Source organism: Devosia sp. MC1541 (assembly GCF_012847305.1).
GTDB lineage: Bacteria > Pseudomonadota > Alphaproteobacteria > Rhizobiales > Devosiaceae > Devosia.
The window spans coordinates 1-22,873 of sequence record NZ_JABBDZ010000026.1 but is presented as its reverse complement, the minus strand read 5'-3'; the positions used below and the strand labels follow the sequence as shown (position 1 = coordinate 22,873).

The following is a 22,873-nucleotide window of genomic DNA, read 5'->3' as shown; positions in this document are numbered from 1 at the left end:
CTTCTTGGCCATAGCAAGATCGAGAACACAGTTCGTTACCTTGGCGTGGATGTCGACGACGCTTTGTCGTTGTCAGAGGCAACCGAAATCTGAGCAAGCGACTTCGCCGGCAGCCGGTTGTGCTTCGTCGGCGAAGCGCCCCAAAACGGCCGTTGCGGCAACGTTTTCGGTTTCCCGTTAGCTGCCACTCCGGTGGCGGTCGACCGGTGTCGTCTCGGGGGTGGAATGCTGACAGGCTGCTTTGGAATGTCCGCATTACGAAAACTGACGTCTCGTATCGACGAATTCTGGAGCCAACCTGCGTGTTAGATCGACTTAATGCCGACCCGCTCCTCAAGTTTAGCTGCCGTTTCTTTACGCTCGCTGTAGCGGGAGGTCAGGTAGCCGGAAACGCCGCGATTGATCAGCGTGACCTTCACCAGCTCTTCCATGACGTCGACAACCCTGTCGTAATACGACGACGGTCTCATGCGTCCGTCGTCGTCGAACTCCTGGAAGGCCTTGGCCACCGACGACTGGTTCGGGATGGTGACCATCCGCATCCACCGGCCCAGGATACGCATCTGGTTCACGGCGTTGAAGGACTGGGACCCGCCCGACACCTGCATGACTGCCAAGGTTCTACCTTGCGTGGGGCGGATGGCGCCTCCCGGTAGCGGTATCCAGTCGATCTGCGCCTTCATCACTGCGCTCATGGCACCGTGTCGCTCGGGCGACGTCCAGACCTGCCCCTCCGACCACAGCATGGCCTCACGCAGTTCCTGCACCTTGGGGTGAGTGTCCGGTGCGTCGTTCGGCAGCGGCAAGCCGTTAGCGTGAAAGACCCGGACCTCGGCGCCGAACGCTTCGAGCAGCCGCTGCCCTTCAAGGGTCAGGAACCGGGAATAGGAGCGCTCCCGCAGCGAGCCGTAGAGCATCAGGATGCGTGGCTTGTGCTGCAGGTTCGGAGCATTGAGACGAGAGAAATCTGGAACTTCGAGAGCGGCCGGTACGACGTTGGGTAGATCAGACAAGCCGGCTCCCTTCTGCATTGATGATGACCTCGCCGTCCTCTTTGGTGAACGGGCCGATCTCAGGGTTTTCGAGGATGTCGAGCACGACCTCGGAGGGGCGGCATAGGCGCGTGCCTCTCGGGGTCACCACAAAGGGACGGTTGAGCAGGATTGGGTGTTCCGCGATCGCGTCGAGCAAATCATCGTCGGTCCTGGTGGGGTCAGCCAATCCGAGTTCATCGAAGGGTGTATCCTTCTTTCGAAGCGCCTCGCGCACAGTGAGCCCGGCATCGCGGATCAGCCGGGTGACGGTGGCCCGGTCGGGCGGGGTCTTGAGGTATTCGATCACCGCGGGCTCGACGCCGCTCTGGCGGATCATCGCCAAGGTGTTGCGAGACGTGCCGCAGTCGGGGTTGTGATAGATGGTGACGCTCATTCGGCGGCCCTCGCTTCGGTGTTGCGGCTGACGGCTGCACCGCGTTCGTACCAGCCCTTGGTGCGGTTCACGATCCAGACCACCGAGAGCATCACCGGCACTTCCACCAGCACGCCGACAACGGTGGCAAGCGCTGCGCCGGAATTGAAGCCGAACAGGCTGATGGCGGCGGCAACTGCCAGCTCGAAGAAGTTCGAGGCACCGATCAGGGCGGACGGTCCCGCAACGCAGTGCTGCTCCCCCGACACCCGGTTCAGCAGGTAGGCGAGGCCGGAGTTGAAGTAGACCTGGATCAGGATCGGCACCGCCAGCAGCAGGATGACCGTGGGCTGGGCGATGATCTGTTCGCCCTGGAAGCCGAAGAGCATGACGAGGGTCAGCAGCAATGAGGCAATGGAGATCGGCTGCAGGACTGCAAGCGCCCGGTTCATCTTGTCGATCCCGCCGTTGGCCAGCAGCCAGCGGCGGTAGAGCTGTGCGGCGATCACCGGCACGACGATATAAAGCCCGACCGAGAGCAGCAGCGTGTCCCAGGGGACGGTGATAGCGGAGAGACCGAGCAGCAGGCCGACGATGGGGGCGAAGGCTATCACCATGATGGCGTCGTTCAGCGCCACCTGCGACAGGGTGAAGTGCGGCTCGCCCCGGGTCAGGTTGGACCACACGAATACCATGGCGGTACAGGGTGCAGCGGCAAGGATGATAAGGCCGGCTATGTAGCTGTCGATCTGCGTTTCCGGCAGCAGCGGGGGGAACAGCCAGCCGATGAAAAGCCAGCCCAACAATGCCATGGAGAACGGTTTGATGGCCCAGTTGATGAACAGGGTGACGCCGATACCGCGCCAGTAGGCGCCGACCTGGCGCAGCGACATGAAGTCGATGCGCACCAGCATGGGGATGATCATCAGCCAGATCAGGACCGCCATCGGCAGGTTGACCCGCGCATATTCGAGAGCGGCCAAGCCCTCGAAGAACGAAGGCAGGAAATGGCCGGCGGCGACCCCGACAATGATGCAGATGGCGACCCAAAGGGTCAGGTAGCGTTCGAAGATGGACACGGGGTCAGGTCTTTCGGATCAGCTTGCCGTTGAGACCGGCAGACTCGGCGACGGTGTTGAAGATGGTGCCGTATTTGCGTACGTTCGTGTGCAGCAGTTCCAGCCTCTGGTCGGACTCGTCACTGTCGACCGTCAGGACGTAATCGACCGAGATGATGCGCGGCGGAGCATCCTGGCGCTTGGCCTCAAGGCTCACCTCCACCCCGCGAAGCTCGAACTTCAGCATCGGGCTGACCCGCTCGATGCCCTTGAGCATGCAGGCGGCTATCGAGGCGAGAAACAACTCGGCCGGATTGAAGGCGTCCGGGCGTCCCGCAAGGGCGGTGTCGATAACCAATTCCGCCTCCTTGCAGGTGGCGAGGCTGCCATTGGCGTCGACCCGCCTTGCGTGAACCTTGTATTCAAGCATCAGGCCGCCCCTTTGTCCGATCCGGTGGAGCCATCCATGGCGCCAATGCCTTGCAGCCTCGAGGTGAGCGACATCCGATCGATGGTCGCCAGCGGCAGGTTCATGAAGGCCGCGATGCGGTTGCGCAGGTAGCGCAAGGCGTCGTCGAACGCAGCCTCCTTCTTGAAGTCGGGGCCCTCGACTGCGGCGGGGTCCTCGATGCCCCAGTGCGCCGTCACCGGATGTCCCGGCCAGACCGGGCAGGCTTCGCCGGCGGCGTTGTCACAGACGGTAAAGACGAAGTCCATCTTCGGCGCGTCAGGCGTCGCGAACTCGTCCCATGCCTTCGAGCGCAGGCCGTCGGTGGAGATTCCCGCCTTGCGCAGCGTCTGCAGGGTCAGGGGATGCACCGCACCCTTGGGCGTCGAGCCGGCCGAAAACCCGCGGAAGCGATCACCACCCACATGGTTGATCAGGGCTTCCCCTAGGATCGATCGAGCCGAGTTTCCGGTGCAGAGGAACAGGAGGTTGTAGACGCGATCAGCAGGCATTCTTTCCCTCCGAAGGGGTGGTGCAGCATAGGGTGAATTCGGCGACGAGCGGCTCACACAGTTCCGGACGACCACCGCAGCAGTCCTGGACCAGGAAGCTGGTGAGTTCGCGGACGCGGTCGAGGACGGCGCGATAGATGATGGAGCGGCTGTGACGCTCCGACTCGACCAGCCCGGCGCGCGCAAGGATCGCCAGGTGCGAGGACATCGTGTTCTGCGGTACCTCCAGGCGGCGCGCGATCTCGCCGGCCGGAAGCCCCGCCGGCTCGTACTCCATAAGGAGACGGAACGTTTCGAGGCGTGTCGGTTGCGAAAGCGCAGCGAAGATTTCGATAGCGTAATTTGATTCCATATATCGAGGATTATGGATTTATGGACCAGTGTCAAGATGTGGACATTCCACGTTTCGTGGAGTGCCTTGGCAGCTTTCAGTACTTAGATGCGACAGCCCAAATGGCAGAAATGGGGTCGAGACCTGCCGATCCCCAACGCGCCCCATTCAGGCCGTATGAGCACCTTTTGCGAGCTCCCAAAAGCAGACATCGCTAGCTTCTGCACCAAACGTTGGTGGCCCTGCCCTAACGTCGTCAATGACCAGGGCAGATCCCGCTCCCACTTCAGCCATTCGATCACGCGCAATCATCTGCCCAAAAGCAGACCGATCCAACCAAGCTCATTATTTTGACTTCTGGGTTCCTCTGCACTGGCAGTCTCTAAGCTGCTCGATGTGGCAACCCGCCTCAGCTACTACAGAAATGAGACGGGCATCACGTAACAGGACGCGCGATATGAACGCCAAACCGCTTAGAATGGCGGCGGGCGATCTTGGGGAAGACGTGTATCTAGAATTTTGCAGATTTGCTCTATCACGATGCAAACCACAGGTCGCGTCTCACTCAGACCGCATAGCTTCGGCAACCAGTCGGCCTGTGGTTGGTCCTAAAGTAAAACCCTGGTGGCCGTGACCGAAGTTGAACCACAACCCCTCGTGCTTTGGCGCCTTGCCAACAACCGGTAGCATTCCAGGCATGCAAGGGCGCGCACCACGCCAAGGCGTGTCTTCCACGGCCGCACCAATGCCGAACAGTTCATCGGCGATTTTTGCGGAGTGCTTGATCTGACGATAGTTCGGCTCGCCCTCAACGCTGTTGAGTTCAGCGCCAGTGAGGACGCGCAGGCCCGCCTTCATCGGCGAGAGAACGGTCGAGTTATCGACGTCCATCACCGGACGGCTCGGGGCAGTCTCGGTTTCAAAATGCTGGTGATAGCCGCGCTTGTAGATCATGCCGACGCGATAGCCGAGTGGCTTGAGGAAATGCGGCGCCCATGGCCCCAGAGCCACAACTGCGTTCTGAGCCGAGAACGAACCCTTGTCGGTCGCCAAAGTCCAGCTCGCGCCTGACTGAGTGAGCGAGGTGGCCGTCGCGGTTTCAATCTGACCGCCGCGGGCGATGAACAGGGCCGCATAACGCTTGACCAATTCGCCCGGGCTCTTACACGACCAAACCGCGTTATAGTGGATCGCGCCTTCCATAGTGACGCGCAGGCTCGGCTCAAGCTTGGCCAGTTCCGCACCAGTCAGCGCCGTAAAGGGCACGCCATAATCGGCCAGTGTGCCACGGGCATCAGCATGCGCTCCGTCAAAACCCTTGGCAGTGCGATAGGCCTGAATGAAGCCGCTTTTATCGATAATTTCATCAGCGCCAGAGGCAGCGATCAACGGCGCGTGGTCGTCAGCCGCGCGCAAGATCATCTTGGCATAGTGCGGGACAATCTTTCCGTAATTGGCCGGCAGACTGCTCCAGAAATAGCGCGCCAGCGGACTGAGCCAATGGTGCATCGTTGTCGGCTTCCAAGCCACATCGTGCGCATTGCCCAGAGCAATCCGCGCCAATCGCGGGATCGACAGCGGAATGACGTAAGGCTGCACCGCCTCGGTCTGAATAATACCCGCATTGCCATAGCTGGTCTCGCGGCCCGGCTCGCTGCGGTCCACCAGCACGACGTTGTGACCGCGCTCTTGCAGCGCAAGCGCCGTCGATACGCCGACCATGCCCGCGCCAATAACGATGCTATCCATTTTGAGAAACCACTTTCAGGTCTGCAAAGGTTTGGAACAGAAGGCTGCGGGCCGCTTCGGGGTCGAAGTGCTCGCGCTCGCCGATCAGCACCAGCTGACACGTGTTCTGTCGGTGAGCGAGCTTGGACATGCTGGCCCGTCTGCCCACCAGATTGAAATTATAGCTGACGTCGCGTGATCGGCTTAGGTTGAGAATGCCTTTAGCCCGAACCAGTTGAGGCGCCAATGCCTCAATGCAGGTTTGGAATGCCCCGGTATCCACCTCGCCTTCCCATTCCCACTCAACGGTGGCGAAGCGATCATCGGCGATGATGACAGGCTCCGTGCCACGCTCCGCAGAGCGCTCAACCTGCCCGAGCACCGCCAGGGTCGGCGGCTCAGCGCTGTCAAAGACAAAGCTTTTACCCATCGCGCGCAACCGCTCGGTTACAGCTAGGCGCTCGCCGTCATTGCCCTTGGATAGGCCGACGAAATCACCAGCGCGCAGCTGCGCCAGCCAAAGCTTATCGGCATAGAGCGCCGGATTGTCCGCCAGCGCTTCAGTGTCGACAATGGTCACCACGGCATCGAGGTGGACCGCCTCGCGCACGACTGGGTCCATCAGCACTTCAACAATGCCCTGCGGATCGGAAACCCCACTCGCCTCAATCACGATATGATCGATCTTGCGCTCGCTGCTCAACACAGCTTTGAGCGTGCGCAAGAGATCCCCCTGCAGCGAACAGCAGATGCAGCCGTTCTTGAGCCCGATGACGTCCTCGGCGTTTTCCGAGATCAGAGCCGCGTCGATATTGATCGAACCGAAGTCATTGACGATGGCCGCAATCGCCAGCCCCACCTCATTGTGGAGCAAGCGATTGATGAAGCTCGTCTTACCGGCTCCAAGGAAGCCAGTGACGAGGGTTACATTGACGCTCACTTGTCGCCCCGGCGGATCGCCTTACCCGGCGTAACGTCGAGCAGCAGTTCGCGGTCTGCGATCACCGCAGCGCCATTGACCAAGACGTGGACCATGCCGTCGGACGGGCGGTTCATCTCCGCGAACGTCGCCTTGTCTTCGAGCGTTGCTGGATCGAAGACAACGATATCTGCGTCAGCGCCAACCTGCAGACGGCCCTTGCGCTTAAAGGCTGGCGCGGTGCTTTCAACGATCTGCGCTGGGATCAGCGAGCACTTGGCAATGGCCTCAACCATGTCGACCGCACCGCGATCAATGCACCAGCGCTTGAGGAAGCGCGTAAACGTGCCCGACGAGCGCGGATGCGCGGTCTTATCATCGGCCAGCGGCCACTGGTCGCCATGATAGAGCGAGCCATCGGCGTTGCTCCACGGCATAGCGTCCGAAGCGATGGCCGCGCCGGGGAACAGCACAGACACGTCGAGCAGCTGCGCGTGGCGATCGTTGTTCTCAGTGTCGAGGAAGTGCCAGAGCACGAGCGAGCTTGCCTCAGCGTCGCGGCGCTCCATCAACTCGTCCTTGCCCGACAGGCGATATTGCGACGAGACCAGCTCAATGTCGTTGTAGCCGCTCCCGGTACGATCCGGGAAAGCCGGATCGGCAAAGAAGGTCGCGCCGAGGAAGGTCGATCCGGTACCATAAGGATAGGCTTCGGTTGTCACCTTGAGGCCATTGGCCTGCGCCTTGGCGATCAATTGAGCCGAACGCTCAATGTCCTGCAGCGAGGTCGAATTGAGGTGGCAGATATGCATGTGTGCGCCGGTTGCGCCCGCCATGCCGATCAGATTGACATAGGCTTCCACCGAGCTCTTGGGGTCGATGTTCGACATCTGCGCCACGTGCGTATAGGTCGGCACATCCATTTCGGCCGCCAGATCGCAGATCAGGCTCATTTCCTTTGCGCCAGCGCCTGGAGCGTAAGCATAGGGAATGCCGATCCCCAACGCGCCTTCCTCAATGCCCCGACGGGTCAGCGCGACGATGTCCTTCGCCTGCGCTTCGGTGGCGCTGTCATGCTGCCAACGGGCGTCGTCGGAAATGCGGCTGATAGCGGTCAGCGCAGGCTCAGCTTCAGGGATTTCCAGACCGGAAATCACAGCCTTTCGCGCCATGACCCAAGCCGTTGCCGCGCCGTAATTGAGCAGACGCGGGCTGGCTTCCTGCTGACGATACCAATCGCCAACGGGGAAAATGCCAACCTCAAGTTCGAGCGTGGTGGTCACGCCGTCGAACGCCTGCATGCGATCTGCTGGCAGAGACTGGCCATGCGCATGAAGGTCGATAAAGCCCGGCGCAACAACGAGACCTTCGGCCAAAATCGTACGCTTCGCCTCACCCAAATTGGCGCCGATAGCGACAACCTTATCGCCGCTGATCGCTACGTCAGCAATCGCGTCGAACTTGGTTTCGGGGTCGATGACACGGCCGCCAGCAATGATGAGGTCGAACATTTGCATACCTAAGGATGTTGAGTACCAGCCCGGCGACGAGGCGCCAGGACAGAGCTTTGGGCAATGAGGTGAGAGACTTAAGCGGTCAGCTCGGTGAAGGCGGCGAGGCCGAGATCACCCATGAACTTGGCGATAGCGTTTTCCGGCAAGAACGAGAGATCATCGCCATAGACAAAGGCTGCCATGATGATCTGGGCGTCGGCCGTGTCGACGATGATGGTGTCCGCACGGAAGCCGGGGAAGAAGCCGGTCTTGCCCGAAACGGCAAGATCAACCGTGCCACCCAAGTCACCCGCATATGGGTTGTACGGCAGCAGACGCGGCAGTAAGTCGAGATAGTGCTGACGGGACATGATATCCTTGATCGCAGCCGAAGCGCTCTCGCTGATCAGCGTACCCTTGGCGATGCCTTCGAGCAGGATGGCAAAATCGGCCACCGAGCTTTCCGAGAGGTTGCGCACGTCGCTGCCAATGGCGTCAAAATCAATACGCGTCTTGAACGTGGTCTGGCTCAGGCCCAGTTCAGCCATTTTCGCGTTGATGAAATCAATGCCCACGGCATCAGCGACAACATTGGTGCCGGTGTTGTCCGAAAGGATGATCATCAGCGCCGCGTAGTCGCGCAGCGAGAGCGTTGCCCCTGCGGTGAGGTGCTTGAGCACGCCTGAACCACCAACCTGCTCCTTGACTTCGAGAACCACAGGGGCGGTCAGATCAATCTCTCCGCGCTCAGCTTTATCATAGAGGGCCACCAGCATTGGCAGCTTGATGCAGCTTGCGGTTGGCATCAGCTTGTCGGCTTCGAAAGCGATAGTTTTGCCGGTTTTCAGGTTCTTGGCAAAGAACGAAACATCGTGCGGGTAAGCGGCAAGCAGCTGGAGAGCGGCAGATTCTATGGACATGGAGCTGACCTTGGTAACACGAGAGATAACGTGTCGCTCTGCCAGAGAACGACGGGGATTCTTTCGCTTGGGGAGAGTGTCTCTGTGAAGCGCGCTCCACAGAGACAGGAATGCATGAGGCGGGAGGGGCACCCGCCTCGTATGGCCTTTAGAGGCCTTCGATATTGGCGTATTCCTGCAGAATGCCGGTGTCAGCCAAATAGCGGTTTTCGTCGACCAGTGGTGGCAGCATGATTGCATTGCCGTCGGCGTCGTAGAACTTGTCAACGTTGGACTTGTCGATAACGGTCTGCGGAGCCTTGGTCAGTTCCGGCAAGGTTACGCCGTTCGCCAGAGCGATACCCATCGCGACGAGGTAAACACCCCAGTTCGCGATGAAGATCGAACCTTCACCGACCCAGTTCGGGTTGGTGCGCAATTCCTTGAGAGCTGCCTGCGAGCCACCAAGACCAGCGATCAGGGAGTTCTCAGCACGGCCGGATTCCGAAACAGCACGCCAGGTACCGATTGCAGAGTCGTCGTTCACTGCGAACAGCAGCAGGTTACGGTCTGCAGGAATGGTCTGCAGCACGTTCTTGACTGCGGTGTAGCTGTCTTCGAGGGTTGCCTTGCCGTCGACCTGAACGCCAGCGTCCGAGATAACGGTGGTGGTTGCGGTGATCGCATCTGGGCCAACGTGTGGCAGACCAAGCAGTTCAGCCGAGCGGATGTAGAAGTAGCGAACACAGTCGTTCACCTCGACGCCGGATGGCGACGACTGGACGATCAGAACCGAGGTGTTTTCCGCAGTCCAACCGCGTTCCTTGGCAGCAGCCACGACAACGTCAGCAGCCTCGATACCAATGTCCTTGTTCACCAAGTTGAACCAGTGGCCACCTGGGACCGGAACGTTGATCGCGATGTAGGGAATGTCAGCCTGTTCGAAGGTGCGCTGAAGCGCAGGCCCGATGCCTTCAACGATGTTGTATTCGAAGATGACGTCTGGCTGTTCCTGAACCATCAGGCGAGCGTTGTTGGTCGCCGCAACACCGTCCATTTTGTTGTCGTAACGCGAGAACTGGATGCCAGCCTTGGTTGCAACATCAGCAAAACCATCACCGAACTGCTTGAACAGCTCACCAGCGTCGCTGACGTTAGCGAATGCGAACTTGAGCGGCTTGTCGTTTGCCAGGACCTGCATCAGCGGTGCGCTGAGTGCGGTGCCGGTCAGGGCAGCAAAGCCAGCCAGGATCTGGCGACGGGTAGCCATGAAGCTCTTAGCGTTACGAGCGTCGGTCAAAGTAGTATCCCTCTTCTTAGAAATTTATTTGAATTTTCTTGTTATTAGTTAGTGTGTTTCGCGGCCGAGCACTTCCCGAAGGCGGGCAAAGCCAACGCCCATGAGAAGGATCAAACCGGTCGCGATCTGTTGGTAGAAAGACGGCACCTGAAGCAGCGCCATGCCGTTGGCGACGGTACCTAGGATCAACACGCCAATCAGCGTACCGAAGATCCCGCCAACACCACCAGAGAGCGATGCGCCACCCAGAACCACTGCCGCGATCGAGGACAGAGCCGCGTCAGAACCAACGGTTGCCGACCCGGCCAGCAACTGGCTCGCCACGACGATACCGGCGATTGCTGCGAAGGCACCGCAGATGCCGTAGACACCAGTGATAACGCGGTCGGTGCGAATGCCAGAGAGACGCGAGGCTTCAGGGTTGCCACCAACGGCGTAGATCATGCGGCCGAAGATAGAGAAGCGCAGGAGAGCTGCCGTCGCGATAGCGATACCAACGAACAGCAGCACGTACCAGGAAATGCCCTTGACGAAGTGGTCTGCCAGCACACCAGCGTCATAGTTCATAAACGGCACAGTGACGCCGTTCGAAACTGTGTACGCGAGGCCGCCCGCAATCGACATGGTGCCGAGGGTTACGATCAGTGGGTTGATCTTACCCTTGGTGATTATGAGACCGTTGACGAGGCCTACGGCAGCGCCAACCAATAAAACCAGCAACATTGCGACAGGCACCGGAATGCCAAGATTGATCAGAATTGCGTAGGTTACGGCACCGAGTGGGAGCGTGCCGGCAACCGACAAATCAAAGCCACCCGAAATGACGGCAAGCGACTGGCCCATGGCCACAATACCAATCACCGCAACATTGGTCAGAATATTGGTGGCGTTCGAGTAGGTGAAGAAGTATGGGCTGGCGAATGCGAAGAAAACCAACACGACGAGATAGAAGGTGCCGATACCGAAAACCTGCAACAACAGGCGGGTCAATTTCTGACGACGGATTGCTGCATCCATCGTAGTCTTGTCTGCCGTTGGCAGGGGGCTTTTGGTCTGGCTCAATGTTGTTCTCCTGCTGCCAATTGTGCGGCTGCGGCCTGTGTTTTCGCCGCTCCGCGCAGCTCACCGACGACCCGCCCTTGGCGGATCACGAGGAGCCGATCACACAAATCCACGGCTTCCTCGATGTCCGAAGTCACCACAAGAGCGGGACAGCCCTTTCTGGCGATAGAGCGCAAGAAGCTATGGATTTGACCGCGTGCGCCAACGTCAACACCGCGGGTCGGCTCGTGCAGAACGAGGAACCGAGGATCGATCGCGATACGCGACGCGAGTAGAATTTTCTGCTGGTTGCCGCCACTCAGCTGGCCAATCGCTTGGCCTAGGGAATTGTAGCGGGCGTCAAAACGGCTCACGAGATCAGTGGCCGTTTCCCTTTCGCGCACACCATTGATGACCCCGTATTTAGCCAAGGACTTCATGATCAGCATGACCACGTTTTCCTGGATCGAGCGCTTGAGCACTAGCCCTTCACGCTTCCGCTCCGCCGGAACATGGCCAATACCAAGGCTGCGGGTCGCAATCGGGGAGTTCGGTACACTCGCACGGTCGCCAAAGAGCTTTAGGCTCCCTGTCATATCCGGGCGCATGCCACCAAAGCCTTCAGCCACCAGATCTGCACCCGAGCCACGCAACCCGTAGATGCCTAAGATTTCGGTCGGTGCGATAGAGAAGCTGACGTTCTCAATGCTCGGCATACCCGGCAGAGTCCAGCCAGCAACCTCTATAGCAGGCGCGACAGCATCCGCGTCTGGAGCATCGGTGTTGGCAATCGCCTTGTGCTCATGGCCCAACATGTGAGCGATCAGCTCGGCATGGGTCGACTGTTTCGTGATGAGATCCGCAACCTTGCGGCCGTTTCGCAGCACGACCACACGATCAGAGAAGTCATAAACTTCGTCCATGCGGTGTGACACGTAGAGCACGCCAACGCCATCCTTGTTCAGCCGGTCGATAATGGCAAAGAGGCGATTGCTTTCGTCCTGACTGAGCGCAGCGGTTGGTTCGTCGAGCACGATGATGCGCGCCTGACGGGTAATAGCTTTCACGATCTCAACCAACTGCCGCTCCGCTAGACGCAGCTGGGTCATAGGGCGTTTAAGGTCGCCAAGATCGATCCCAACGCGCTCACACGCCGCCTGCGCATCCGCCAAGACGGATCTGCCCGTCACCATGCCGGCCTTACCGGCCCAACGATTGAGCATGATATTGTCGGCTATCGACATCGCCGGCACATAAGCAAGTTCTTGCGGGATAAGCGCCACACCAGCCGCGAGAGCGTCACGAGGAGCATTGAAGCTCATCTCCTGCCCTTCGATACTGTATTTGCCGTCACGATCAGGCTGGACGACTCCGGTAATAATCTTGGATAACGTCGACTTTCCAGCGCCATTTTCTCCAAGCAAGGCAATTGTTTGACCTCTTTCCAGGTCAAGGTCCACACCTGACAAAACAGTCGTAAAGCCATAGGTCTTGCCTATGTTACGCAACTGCAAAAGTGGTACTGGATTGGCAATGGTCACTGATCAATTCCCCGAGCACACATGCCTTCGATTTGGGCAGTCTATTCATATGCGTCATTATTGATCGATGACAACCAAGTCCGGTTATTGTTGACTTGTATGCAACAGCTTTCTGGGGGAGCGCATGGACGATCGGCAGCTTAGGTTCATTTACACCGTCATCGAGAGCAAAGGCGTCCGCAACGCCGCCGAGACCTTAGACCTCGACCCTTCGGTGATCAGCCGAACCATTTCGTCATTAGAAAAAAGCCTCGGAATGGCGCTTTTTCAAAGACTTGGTCGAACCATGGAGCCGACGGAAGCAGCGCTACTGCTGCATGATTTTTACCGCGAAAGCCTTCTTAGCCACGCTCAACTCACCGCCAAGCTCGACGACCTGAAAGGACTCCGCTCGGGGAAGATATCAATCGGGGTCAGCGAGGGGTTCATCGACGAGTTGTTCAACGGTCCGATCGGCATCTTTCGTGAAAGGCACCCCGGCATCAGAATCGAGCTTAACCACGGCTCGGTCGAAAACATCTCCAAGCTGGTCGCGCAAAGTGAGCTCGATATTGGCCTCACTCACAACGCCCCGCCGCAAGATGGTGCGCTAGTCCATTCCCGGCGCGCTATGCCGATTGAACTCATAACTCTGCCAGATCATCCGTTCGCGCTTCGCGGAACAAAGGTTAGCGTTGAAGAGCTAACAACGATACCACTAGCTCTCGTGAACTCCGGCTACGGCCTTCGCCGTGCCGTTGATGTACTAGAGTTCACGCACCGCGTGCAGCTAAGGCCAGTCTTCACCACGAATGGCCTTGCAGGTTTGAGAGCATTCGTCCTTCACAACTGCGGCTGCACCCTACTCTCGCCGATCACGGTCAAACCTGAACTTGAAGCCGGGCTACTCAAAGCGACCCCCATCGACACTGCCATCTTCAGCATGACCGACGCGCAAATACTCATCCGAAAAGGGCGTCGCCTCCCCCCAGCTGCCGCAGAGATGCTTTCTCTGATGACACTGCACCTAAATATGGCTTCGCTTCCCAAAAGCTCTACGGCCGGCAAGAATGAGTCGATCGAAATCTAGGTACAAAGATGAAGACCGGCGGGAGCATTCGTGACAGTCGATCTGGGAAACTTTTTAGATTGCTTATAGGCATCCGCTGCTATCTCGGGACCTCAACGTAGAGCTGATAGCATCCGAACGCTCGCCCTAAACGACCGCCATCGGCAGGTGACGCGCCACTGCCAATAATTCACCGAGGGATCATAACGTGCTAAGTAGTGGCCTTCGATCCGAATTAACTTCATCGGCTCAGCGCCCTCATTGCTGCCCTTTGGTATCGGCGGCCGGCTCCCAAAAAGCGGACATTGTCTGTGTAGACCCCAACTCGGTGGGGCCCATCGCCACTGGCCAGTGCTATGGCGATTTTCGAGAATCATTGCATAGTTCGTAGTACAGGGGTCAACTTGTGCCGAAGCGTTGGGCATAACTCTTGCCCACTGCCGACTTGCTCACCGACCGGCTGCGTGCCGCAACCGGTCCGATACAAAGTCTGGGGATCGATGCCTGCAATCCGTGAAGTCGAAATCCACAATTTCCGCGGGATTTGCCACCTGAAATGGTGGCCTAATCCGGGCATCAACTGCCTGATCGGCCCCGGCGATGCAGGCAAGTCGACTGTCTTAGATGCCATCGAACTGACGCTGAGCGCGCGCCAGAGCACCGGCTTTACGGATGCCGACTTTCATCTCAACCGCGTTTCCGAACCCATCGTCATCGACGTCACGATCGGCAATCTGGATGAAGACTTCAGGAATCTGGAGCTTTACGGTCATTTCCTGCGTGGCCGGAATGTCACGACCGGCGCCATCGACAACGAGCCGTCGTCGGCGTTGGAGACCGTCCGAACTCTCAGGCTGGTCGTGAGGGACGACCTTGAGCCCGAGTGGTCGCTTTTTTCACCGGGCCCCGCAGCCGAAGGGCGAGAGCGAAACCTCCAATGGAAGCATCGCCAGAAGCTTGCTCCCGTCCGTTTAGGTACCAGTGCATCACATCACTTGGCTCTTGGGCCCAGGTCGGTGCTGGGCAAACTGTCGGCAGATGTGACGCAAGCGTCAGCCGCTCTGGCCGATGCCTCCCGGCAAGCCCGTAGGGCATTCGCCGAGCGCGGCTTCGAGGGGATCGATGCGATCCTCCAGACTTCAAGGGCGATCGCCAACGATATGGGCATTCCGGTGGAAAAGGTCCAAGCGTTGCTGGACGTACGAGGGGCTGCCCTTTCGGGCGGTGCAATCTCCCTGCATGACGAGGACCAAGTCCCCCTGAAGGGTTTGGGCACTGGGTCTAGCCGCCTGCTGGTCGCTGGCCTGCAGAAGTCCGCCGGCCGATCCGGTATTTTCATCATCGATGAAGTCGAGTTCGGACTCGAGCCGTTCAGGATCGTCCGGTTATTGGATTCACTCGGTGCCAAGCGAGACGACCAATCGCAGCAAGTTTTCCTCACGACCCATTCACCGGTTGTTCTCAGGGAGTTGTCGTCTGTTCAGTTATTCGCTTTGGGAGCGAGACGGTCTACGACGGCACAGATGCCGGGCGACGGCATGGAACTACGGACAGCCACGAAAACCACGCAGCATTGGATCGCTCCGTTGGGCCGCAGCGAAGCCGCACAAAAGACCTTGCGCACATGTGCCGAGGCATTCCTTGCACCGAGTGTCATCGTCTGCGAGGGAAAGACCGAGATAGGTCTCGTACGCGGCATCGATCTATGGTGTCAGGATAATAACCTACGCAGCGTCGTTGCGCAGGGGTGCCATTGGGCAGACGGCGGCGGTTCGAGCATGTTTGAGCGCGCCGAAATCTTTGCCGGCATGGGATATCGAACGGCCTTGTTCATGGACAGCGACGTAACTTATCCGCCCGAGAAGTACAGGTCTCTCCATGATAAAGGGGTGTCGGTATTTCGCTGGTCGGAAGGTCTGTCGACCGAAGCCGCGCTTTTCGCTTCGGTTCCGGCGGGAATAATCGGCCATTTGTTGGACATTGCCTGCGATTGGCGATCAGAGGACGCCGTTGATGCCAAGATCAGACACTTGAGCGGAGGAAAGTGGAGCCTCGCAATGTGCCGGACCAATTTCGGAGACCAAATGCGGGGCACGCTCGGGCAGGCTGCAGGGGACGGCAAGTGGTTCAAGGACATCGAGCCGGCGGAGCGTGTCCTGCGTCACGCTGTGTTCCCCGTCTGGGACCAAACCGTCGACCATCTCCGAACTCCGGTTAATGCACTCTGGCACTGGATCGCAGCCGCACCTTCCGCACTGCCAACCAGGTCCGCTTAGCATGGTCGATGTCGCATCCGTCCTGGCAGCAAGGCGAGGCCACGTGTCGGCCCCTGCCGGTTGCGGAAAGACAGAGCTCATCGGGCAGGTCTTGACCGCACCAACGCTCAAGCCGACCTTGGTCCTGACTCACACCACTGCGGGTGTCGCCGCTTTGCGGCAAAGACTTAGCCGGATGGGAATTCCGGCGTCCAGATACCGTTTGAATACAATTGCTGGTTGGGCATTGAATATAGTCTCGATGTTTCCGGAGCGCGCTGGCTACGCCCAAGACCCGCTTCTGCCGCCGGACTATCGACCGGTACAGACCGCCGTGGCCGAGTTGTGCGGGTCCGGTGACATCGCAGCCGAGCTCCGCGCCACCTACGGACGATTGCTGGTCGACGAATACCAGGACTGTTCGGTCGGCCAGCACGCGATGATCTGCGGGATTGCCGACTCCATCCCAACAGTGGTGTTCGGCGATCCGATGCAAGCGATCTTCGATTTCGCGGAGCCGCTCCCACATTGGGGAAATGACGTGGGAACGGCATTTCCGGAATTGGGCCAGCTCTCCACGCCATGGCGCTGGAACAGAGTGGGGGCCGAGCTACTGGGTACATGGCTGATGACGGTGCGTCAGATACTGGAAGCTGGAGGCAAAATCGACTTGAGGACCTGTCCGGGCTTCGTGGTGTGGAGTCCGATGCCCGGCGACGCGAATTTGGCCGTCATGGAACAAGTCCGCATCCAATACGATATCGCGCGGCGGTTTCCTGGCGAGAACATCCTGATCATCGGTGACTCAGTCCGCGCCGAGGCCAGACATACTTACGCAAGCCGTGCGCATGGCGTCGGCGTCGTCGAACGTGTCGATTATCCCGACGTGGTCGCCGCTGCTACGCAGATGCATGGCCTAATCGGTACGCCGCTGCTCGAAGCGTGCATCCGTTTCCTGATCCTGGTCATGACCAATGTATATGGCGACAAATTGAAGGCTCGTGTGGAGACAATCGCCGAAGGACGGCATCGAACACCGGCAACACCACAAGAGACCGCGGCAATGGCGCTGGCCTCCGGCGGAGGTTACGGCCTAGCGATCGAGTTTATGAAAAGCATGGCTGCGGACAAGGATCGACGCATCTACCGCTACAGTGCCTTCGATATGATGATCGAAGCATTGTCATCCGCTGCGACAGGCCATTCCACCATAATCGAAGCCGTCGCCGCCCTGAGGGAGAGGCAGCGGCACGCCGGCCGCAATGTCCCCGCCAAGGCCGTGGGCTCGACGCTGCTCCTGAAGGGGCTGGAGGCAGAGCACGCGGTCATCCTTGACGCCGATCGGCCCAACGGCGCTATGTCCGCCAAGCATCTGTACGTGGCGCTGACTAGAGGTGCACGGTCAATCCACGTGTTCTCGCGTAGTCCGGTGTTGCCTTAAGTGGTCAGAAGCCGTCCAGGCCATCTAGTGTTGCTGGCCCACGATTAAGAAATAGCTCGGCGCGAATCTCGCCAAATCTCTCACTAGAACGCCGAGCAGAGCCACTACGGTGGTTATGGTGGCGGCTTTCCGTCAGGCGCGCCTAGTAGCAGACAGGCCGCTCCGGGGCCGTTAGCCGTCTGTCCGCTTTTCGATCACGGTTGGCGATAAGCTGCCATTCAGCATCCGACCCCATTGCGGACAGCTGTAGGTGCGTCGCAAACTCCCAAAAGCAGACGTTTCGCATTTTCCGGCGGACGTCGACCCAGCGGCCTTCCCAGCTGTCAGGCGACCTACGGCAATTTACCGGCGTCGCCTTACGAGCGAGGTGGAGGCGGCTGACATCCTGAGCCTTTTCGATCTCGCCCTCGGCGACGAGGCAACCGTGCGCTTCCGGGCCTATGGCACGCCGGTTCCGGCTGCGTCGACAACGCTGACGTCGGCCTTGGCTTTCGTGTTGGCCGGTGGACTGCGTTCTCTCTCGGACAACGAATTGACCACCATCCTCACGGTCGGCCGCGAGAAGCGTCTGACCTGGCGGCAGGCCCGTTACCTTACCTGCCGGCACTACGATACGCCACCCGAGGACGATACGGATCCCTATCGCTACTATTTGAGCCTGGGCACGTTCAGCTTCGGCCACGTTTGTGATCTGTTCGCCGCAGCGGGCATACCCCACGCCATACATGCGGTGTCCGAGGCGCCATCACCTTCGGCGCCGATCGAGATTGACGCGACGGTAGCAATGCGCGAACACGGTGTGGCATCGCGCAGCTGACTCGACGAGTACGCTGGAGCCGCCGTCGCAGCCGGTACCCTCTACAGTGACCTATACGGACCGGGCGGTGGGGCTGGCCATCGCGTTGTCCCGGCGTTATGCCGTGCCCGACCGAAGGCAAGACAGGGATTCCGGAATGATCGTCAATGCGCCGACCGCTGATGCCCTAGACCGCGTCGCGCTGCGGCTTCATTTCCGGAGCTGGACCGAATTGATGGGCATCATCGAGGATTTCGCACTCAACTTCGAGTTTTTTGACCCCACCGGCCTGTCGGAGAACAAGGACTTGTGGGCGGAGGAATGGGCGGAATATCTCCAGGACTGTCAACCGGACCTGCAGTCGATCGCCAGCATCGTCCAGCAGGCCAACGAACTGGCGCTCAAGGCGCGGCTTTGCGCCGTTTCCCCGTTCCTGCTTCTGCTCAAGACCGATCCCAAATTCGCAAATGGAGCCGCCGACCTCGATTTTTCCGAATTGCGAACCCTCGATGCCGTCGATTTACCGGCCGCGGTGAACACCTTTTGCGCCAAGCGGCTCAGCGACGATTTCGTCCGCACCTATACCGAACTGAGATCTCTGCGTAACAAGGTAGTGCATCTGGGCGACGCCAGCGCCACTTTCACGCCGCAGGGTTTGATGAAGCTGATGGTCCGGCAATTCATCGAACTCTGGCCGAACCGGCAGTGGCTGACGGAATGGTTGGCGGTCGAGACGGGCTCTCGCTACGCGATCTTTCACGACGGACGTCACCAGTCCGCGCATGCCGAGGTTCTGCATCGCTGGGCGGATGCGGTACCCCTGATCCCCAAGAGCGATTTCAAGCAGCTGTTCGGTTACGCCAAGTCCCGTCGACGCTACCATTGTCCGATCTGCGCGGAAGCGGCACGCACGAAATGGTCGACGCCTTGGGAGGACACGGGATCGGCGACGGCGTTCCTAGACGGCGACGCCGGCCAGATCCACTGCGTCGCTTGCGGAGAACGTTTCGCGGTCGCGCGGGAAAGGTGTCGCGAATGCCCCGGTGACGTGATCGCGGCCGGTGACACCGATGCCGCCGGGTGCTGCCTGAGCTGTGGCTCTTTTGGCTGAATGGACGGCCATCGCCAAAGCCCGGAATCCGCCATTTTAGAGATCTAATTTGCCCTTTTCTTCAGAAAGGGCCGCGAGCGGCTCTCCCATGCCGGCATTCACATGCAGCTAGTCCTTCTCGCTTGGGGCTGTTCTCGCCAACAGCGGTATCTTATCTTGGCACAGCTTTTGTCAGCATATGGGGTACTGAACCATAAATGCTGACTGTCCGCTTCCCACCCCCGAGACGACACCGGTCGACCGCCACCGGAGTGGCAGCTAACGGGAAACCGAAAACGTTGCCGCAACGGCCGTTTTGAGGGCGCAAAGCTGACGGCGGCAGGCCGAGGCCATTATAGCCGATGCCGACCCCAAATCGGTCATCCAAGCCTCTCACCATGAATGGCAGCTTCAACCCCATTGCGGACGATCAGTATCCAACGTAATCCATCTGCATGCACACATGGCGCCCCGCATCTACAATCCGTTTCAAAGCTCTGGGACTGCAGTGGCGAGGCGACCGTCTCCTTGCATCTGAAGTTTATGATGATGCTGGGCGGCTGAAGGGCGTTCGCCCGCTTGGCGGCACCGTCGAGTTTGGTGAAACGGCCGAAGCGGCCCTCATCCGAGAGTTTCAGGAAGAACTTGGGATAGAGGTGAACATCGTAGGTGGCCCTACCTTCATGCAGAACATCTACACCCATGAAGGCGAACTTGGGCACGAGATACTGGCGATATTCGATGTGCAGTTTCCGCCGGACGCCTTTGCCGGACAGAGCCGCATCACATTCAACGAGGATAGCGGAGTGGGATGCTTCGCGGAGTGGTTTGCATTGGATAGGCTGGACGGGACAGGGCAGCCCCAGCTTTATCCTGCCGGCCTAAAAGCACACCTACTTAACGCGAAAAAAGCGGCAGCCTTGCCCATATAGCCGCCATTCGCTCCCACGCACCGATATGGCAGCTAACCACCCCATTCGAGACGCCGCCAGTCAGTCATGCGACTGGCGGCTTTCGGGAGGCCGACATGGCCGTCTGGGCCGCAGAAATGAGAGCGCTTAACCGCTGAGTTAACAACTCAACCAAACTCTCATTCCTGAGACCCTTTTCACTGCCAACTAAATTTCAGAGTCCAACTTACTTTGACCGCGTCCTCCTTGCACGGACAACCTTCAATTGCTCAGAGGTTCGGCGCTTCCGCGTCGGCGTTTGTGGCGCTGAGAAGTCGAGCCGCTCAAGACAGGACCAGTCCACGCCTTCCGGCAGCGGCTGGTTGGCTATCAAGCTAGCCTGTTTAGGAGTTAGCGATCGATACCGTCCGTGCACACTGTCCGCCTTGTGCCCGACCTGGTGCTGAACGAGATGCGGCGCGATCTGGTTGTCGAGTGCATCGTCAATTCGCCCCGCGCGTAGACCGTGGTAAGTGAATCGCGGCAACTTATGCTTGTCGATGATCTTCTGGATGACCCGGTTGACGCGCTTTTGCGCGGCGTCACCAGGATCAGCGCAAGCCATGAACTCGGGGAACATCGGCCCTGGCGCCTGTTGAGCCCAAGTGACAAACCCAGCTTCAACGAGCGCATTTGGCACCACAATGCACTCGCGCGATTCATTGGTCTTGAACGGGATCCTGGTCCAGACACCATTTTCATAGCGGTGAGTTTCGACCTCGATGACATACACATCATGCCAGCGGACCAACGCCTCGCGGCGAAGCGTTGCAAGGAGCGAGACCCGGCGCCCGGTCAAGGTACCCAAGGCCAACATCAGTGGCGTGGTGAGGCCCTCGGTATCGACTGCAACATTGAGGACGTAGTTGAGGGCGTGCGGTTCGGGCGCCTTGTGCTTAACGGGCGGCCTAGCGCGGTCCGGCACTCGAACGCGCGTGTTAGCAACGCGGTTCTGCTGGTCGTTGTCCTCGCAGCCACGGCCAATAATGGCCTTCAAATGGCTGATGCGGCCGTCACGTATCGACTTAGCTGCAAGCCCTTGGCCCTGCGCCTTCTTGTTGCGCGCGATATAGGTTTTAACATTCTCGTGGCGGTAGCTGTCGCTGGACGACGCATTCGGTGAAAGCCATGAAATTTCGTTGGCATATTCCTGCAGGTCTACGCGGCGGTAAGAACCGATCGGCCGATCGCCGACAATGGCAATGAACTCCGCGCCGACCTTTTCGTAGATACCTTCCAACTCCGACTTCGGCCCCTTGCGCTTGATGACCTCCGCGATCTGGTTTTTTAGGACGGCGCTGAAGAGCGGACCGTCATTGACGGGTGCCACGCCGATCGATTGCATCGTGCGCAGGGCTGCCGTCAGCTCGGCGATCCTGTCGGGTTGCGCGAGAAGTTCGTCGATGGGTTTTACAATCTCGTCCGCTGACACGTTTTCGTCTACAGGCTTTAGATCGGTGGCCGCCTTAGCGATCTGTGGAACCAGTAAGGCCGCGGCGTAAATTTCTTCATGGCGGATGGCCTGGTTGGCGAAAAGCCCCTTACCCGTAACTCGATCGTGACCAATCTGCGCCAGAACATCGAAGATGCTCTCGATCAGCTCACTATTTTCGGTCACAGTCGGCGCCGCGAGCGCATCAAATCCCTTTAACGTGGGCGTGACCATTTTCATCCAGTCTATCGTAGCGTCGCGTGCCGCCTGGGGTGACATGGGAGATTTTTTGTTCAAGCGTTCGACCTCAGCAATTGCACTATGCACGGACGAGACGACGGAAAAGGCTTTCCGCCGCGCATCGATCGCGGGCATTGCAGGTATGGTCAGTCGGATCGGTGAAAGACACAAGCTCGGATCGAGGGTGACAGGCAAGCGAACCTGAACCTGCCAGCCGGCGTTCTTTCGTCTAAGATATGGAAGAGGCATTTTTCCGGTGTACTTTCTGGTGTACAACCGGCGCGCTGCAGCAAAGAAAATGCTGGAAAATCAATCGCATACGAAAAGTGGCGGAGAGGAAGGGATTCGAACCCATTTCCACCGTAAGCCATTGCCCCGAAACACAAAAAGGACAATCAAGACTCGTCACTGTGACGGTCAAGTGTGACAGTATAGGTCCAGCAACTCGCGTGCAAGCAGCGGCTAAGGTTGGTTTTCGTGCCGCCGTCCCTGCTGAATTTGTTGCGTGCTGTAGCCGCCTTGGACCAGTTGTTCGTTAGGTACCGCTTATCGACAAAGTCTGCGCTACGTGCGGACTATTTGGTGAGACGTATTGAAACGAAGAAGTCTGCCCCACCTAGAAACAGCAGCATCGAGGCATCGCGCCTTTTACCGATCACGACAGATAACTCTTGGCGGTGGACATGACGCGCCGTCCGCCTACTGTGCTTACACCTACTGCCGCACCGCTCCATCCATCTATTTCCGTTATAGCTGAAAGGCCGGTCTTCAGCGTTCCCAACCAAATTTCGGTCTGCAAAACATCGTCTAACAAAAGTGGTCTGCCCCCTGAAAAGTGGTCCTCCCTGAAGTAGGCTATTGAGCCGCTAGAGAGGACGTTGGAATGCCCCAGAAGAAGCACAAGCCCGAAGAGATCGTCGCCAAGCTACGCCAGGTTGATGTTC

20 protein-coding genes and 1 pseudogene are annotated in these 22,873 nt (G+C 58.9%); 7 read left to right on the top strand and 14 right to left on the bottom strand.

Annotated elements, in window-relative coordinates; all coding sequences use genetic code 11:
* Window positions 1-93: pseudogene (locus tag HKD40_RS17985) on the top strand (integrase); the annotation flags it as partial.
* Between the two features lie 212 nt (window positions 94-305).
* Here the strand turns inward: HKD40_RS17985 and arsH are convergent.
* The 13 genes from arsH to HKD40_RS16990 all read right to left on the bottom strand — a co-directional run bounded on the left by arsH (window position 306) and on the right by HKD40_RS16990 (window position 12,677).
* Window positions 306-1,031 (bottom strand): arsenical resistance protein ArsH, encoded by a 726-nt coding sequence (gene arsH / locus HKD40_RS17050; protein ID WP_126148538.1) that lies wholly within the window; start codon window positions 1,029-1,031, stop codon window positions 306-308.
* Window positions 1,006-1,428: an arsenate reductase (glutaredoxin) gene (gene arsC, locus HKD40_RS17045; protein ID WP_126148537.1), complete on the bottom strand. Its 423-nt coding sequence runs from the start codon at window positions 1,426-1,428 to the stop codon at window positions 1,006-1,008. The genes arsH and arsC overlap by 26 nt, the downstream gene beginning before the upstream one ends.
* Complete coding sequence (gene arsB / locus HKD40_RS17040) at window positions 1,425-2,486, bottom strand: ACR3 family arsenite efflux transporter (protein WP_169196977.1); 1,062 nt, start codon at window positions 2,484-2,486, stop codon at window positions 1,425-1,427. The genes arsC and arsB overlap by 4 nt, the downstream gene beginning before the upstream one ends.
* Window positions 2,487-2,490: 4 nt before the next feature.
* Window positions 2,491-2,895 (bottom strand): OsmC family protein, encoded by a 405-nt coding sequence (locus tag HKD40_RS17035; RefSeq protein WP_126148535.1) that lies wholly within the window; start codon window positions 2,893-2,895, stop codon window positions 2,491-2,493.
* Entirely contained in the window at window positions 2,895-3,425 is a 531-nt protein-coding gene (locus HKD40_RS17030; RefSeq protein ID WP_126148534.1) for an arsenate reductase ArsC, read from the bottom strand. The genes HKD40_RS17035 and HKD40_RS17030 overlap by 1 nt, the downstream gene beginning before the upstream one ends.
* On the bottom strand, window positions 3,415-3,777 hold the full coding sequence (locus HKD40_RS17025; protein WP_169196976.1) for a metalloregulator ArsR/SmtB family transcription factor: 363 nt from the start codon (window positions 3,775-3,777) through the stop codon (window positions 3,415-3,417). Before HKD40_RS17025 ends, HKD40_RS17030 begins: the two co-directional genes overlap by 11 nt.
* Before the next feature lie 540 nt (window positions 3,778-4,317).
* Entirely contained in the window at window positions 4,318-5,505 is a 1,188-nt protein-coding gene (locus tag HKD40_RS17020; RefSeq protein WP_169196975.1) for an FAD-binding oxidoreductase, read from the bottom strand.
* Window positions 5,498-6,424: a GTP-binding protein gene (locus HKD40_RS18235; protein WP_169196974.1), complete on the bottom strand. Its 927-nt coding sequence runs from the start codon at window positions 6,422-6,424 to the stop codon at window positions 5,498-5,500. Before HKD40_RS18235 ends, HKD40_RS17020 begins: the two co-directional genes overlap by 8 nt.
* Window positions 6,421-7,920 (bottom strand): amidohydrolase family protein, encoded by a 1,500-nt coding sequence (locus tag HKD40_RS17010; protein WP_169196973.1) that lies wholly within the window; start codon window positions 7,918-7,920, stop codon window positions 6,421-6,423. Before HKD40_RS17010 ends, HKD40_RS18235 begins: the two co-directional genes overlap by 4 nt.
* A gap of 71 nt (window positions 7,921-7,991) precedes the next feature.
* Window positions 7,992-8,816 (bottom strand): serine hydrolase, encoded by an 825-nt coding sequence (locus HKD40_RS17005; protein WP_169196972.1) that lies wholly within the window; start codon window positions 8,814-8,816, stop codon window positions 7,992-7,994.
* A gap of 148 nt (window positions 8,817-8,964) precedes the next feature.
* Window positions 8,965-10,095 carry a substrate-binding domain-containing protein gene (locus HKD40_RS17000; RefSeq protein ID WP_169196971.1) on the bottom strand — a complete coding sequence of 377 codons (1,131 nt, stop codon included), beginning with the start codon at window positions 10,093-10,095 and terminating at the stop codon, window positions 8,965-8,967.
* A 48-nt stretch (window positions 10,096-10,143) separates the two neighbouring features.
* Entirely contained in the window at window positions 10,144-11,157 is a 1,014-nt protein-coding gene (locus HKD40_RS16995) for an ABC transporter permease (RefSeq protein ID WP_169196970.1), read from the bottom strand.
* Complete coding sequence (locus HKD40_RS16990; protein WP_169196969.1) at window positions 11,154-12,677, bottom strand: sugar ABC transporter ATP-binding protein; 1,524 nt, start codon at window positions 12,675-12,677, stop codon at window positions 11,154-11,156. The genes HKD40_RS16995 and HKD40_RS16990 overlap by 4 nt, the downstream gene beginning before the upstream one ends.
* A gap of 124 nt (window positions 12,678-12,801) precedes the next feature.
* On the opposite strand from HKD40_RS16990, the gene HKD40_RS16985 reads away from it, so the two are divergent.
* From HKD40_RS16985 to HKD40_RS16960, 6 genes are all read left to right on the top strand, one after another.
* Entirely contained in the window at window positions 12,802-13,746 is a 945-nt protein-coding gene (locus HKD40_RS16985) for a LysR family transcriptional regulator (RefSeq protein WP_169196968.1), read from the top strand.
* A 479-nt stretch (window positions 13,747-14,225) separates the two neighbouring features.
* Window positions 14,226-16,001 (top strand): ATP-binding protein, encoded by a 1,776-nt coding sequence (locus HKD40_RS16980; protein WP_169196967.1) that lies wholly within the window; start codon window positions 14,226-14,228, stop codon window positions 15,999-16,001.
* A 91-nt stretch (window positions 16,002-16,092) separates the two neighbouring features.
* Window positions 16,093-17,421 carry a UvrD-helicase domain-containing protein gene (locus HKD40_RS16975; protein WP_349236819.1) on the top strand — a complete coding sequence of 443 codons (1,329 nt, stop codon included), beginning with the start codon at window positions 16,093-16,095 and terminating at the stop codon, window positions 17,419-17,421.
* A 250-nt stretch (window positions 17,422-17,671) separates the two neighbouring features.
* Window positions 17,672-18,238, top strand: coding sequence for a hypothetical protein (locus tag HKD40_RS16970; RefSeq protein WP_169196965.1), 567 nt, complete (start codon window positions 17,672-17,674; stop codon window positions 18,236-18,238).
* A gap of 46 nt (window positions 18,239-18,284) precedes the next feature.
* On the top strand, window positions 18,285-19,328 hold the full coding sequence (locus HKD40_RS16965) for a hypothetical protein (RefSeq protein ID WP_169196964.1): 1,044 nt from the start codon (window positions 18,285-18,287) through the stop codon (window positions 19,326-19,328).
* A 434-nt stretch (window positions 19,329-19,762) separates the two neighbouring features.
* The gene (locus HKD40_RS16960; protein WP_169196963.1) at window positions 19,763-20,239 is read left to right on the top strand and encodes an NUDIX domain-containing protein; all 477 of its coding nucleotides are present in this window, start codon (window positions 19,763-19,765) and stop codon (window positions 20,237-20,239) included.
* Window positions 20,240-20,444: 205 nt separating this feature from the next.
* Here the strand turns inward: HKD40_RS16960 and HKD40_RS16955 are convergent, their stop codons facing one another.
* A complete protein-coding gene (locus tag HKD40_RS16955; RefSeq protein WP_169196962.1) occupies window positions 20,445-22,064 on the bottom strand; it encodes a hypothetical protein in 1,620 nt (539 codons plus the stop codon).
* Window positions 22,065-22,873: the final 809 nt, after the last annotated feature.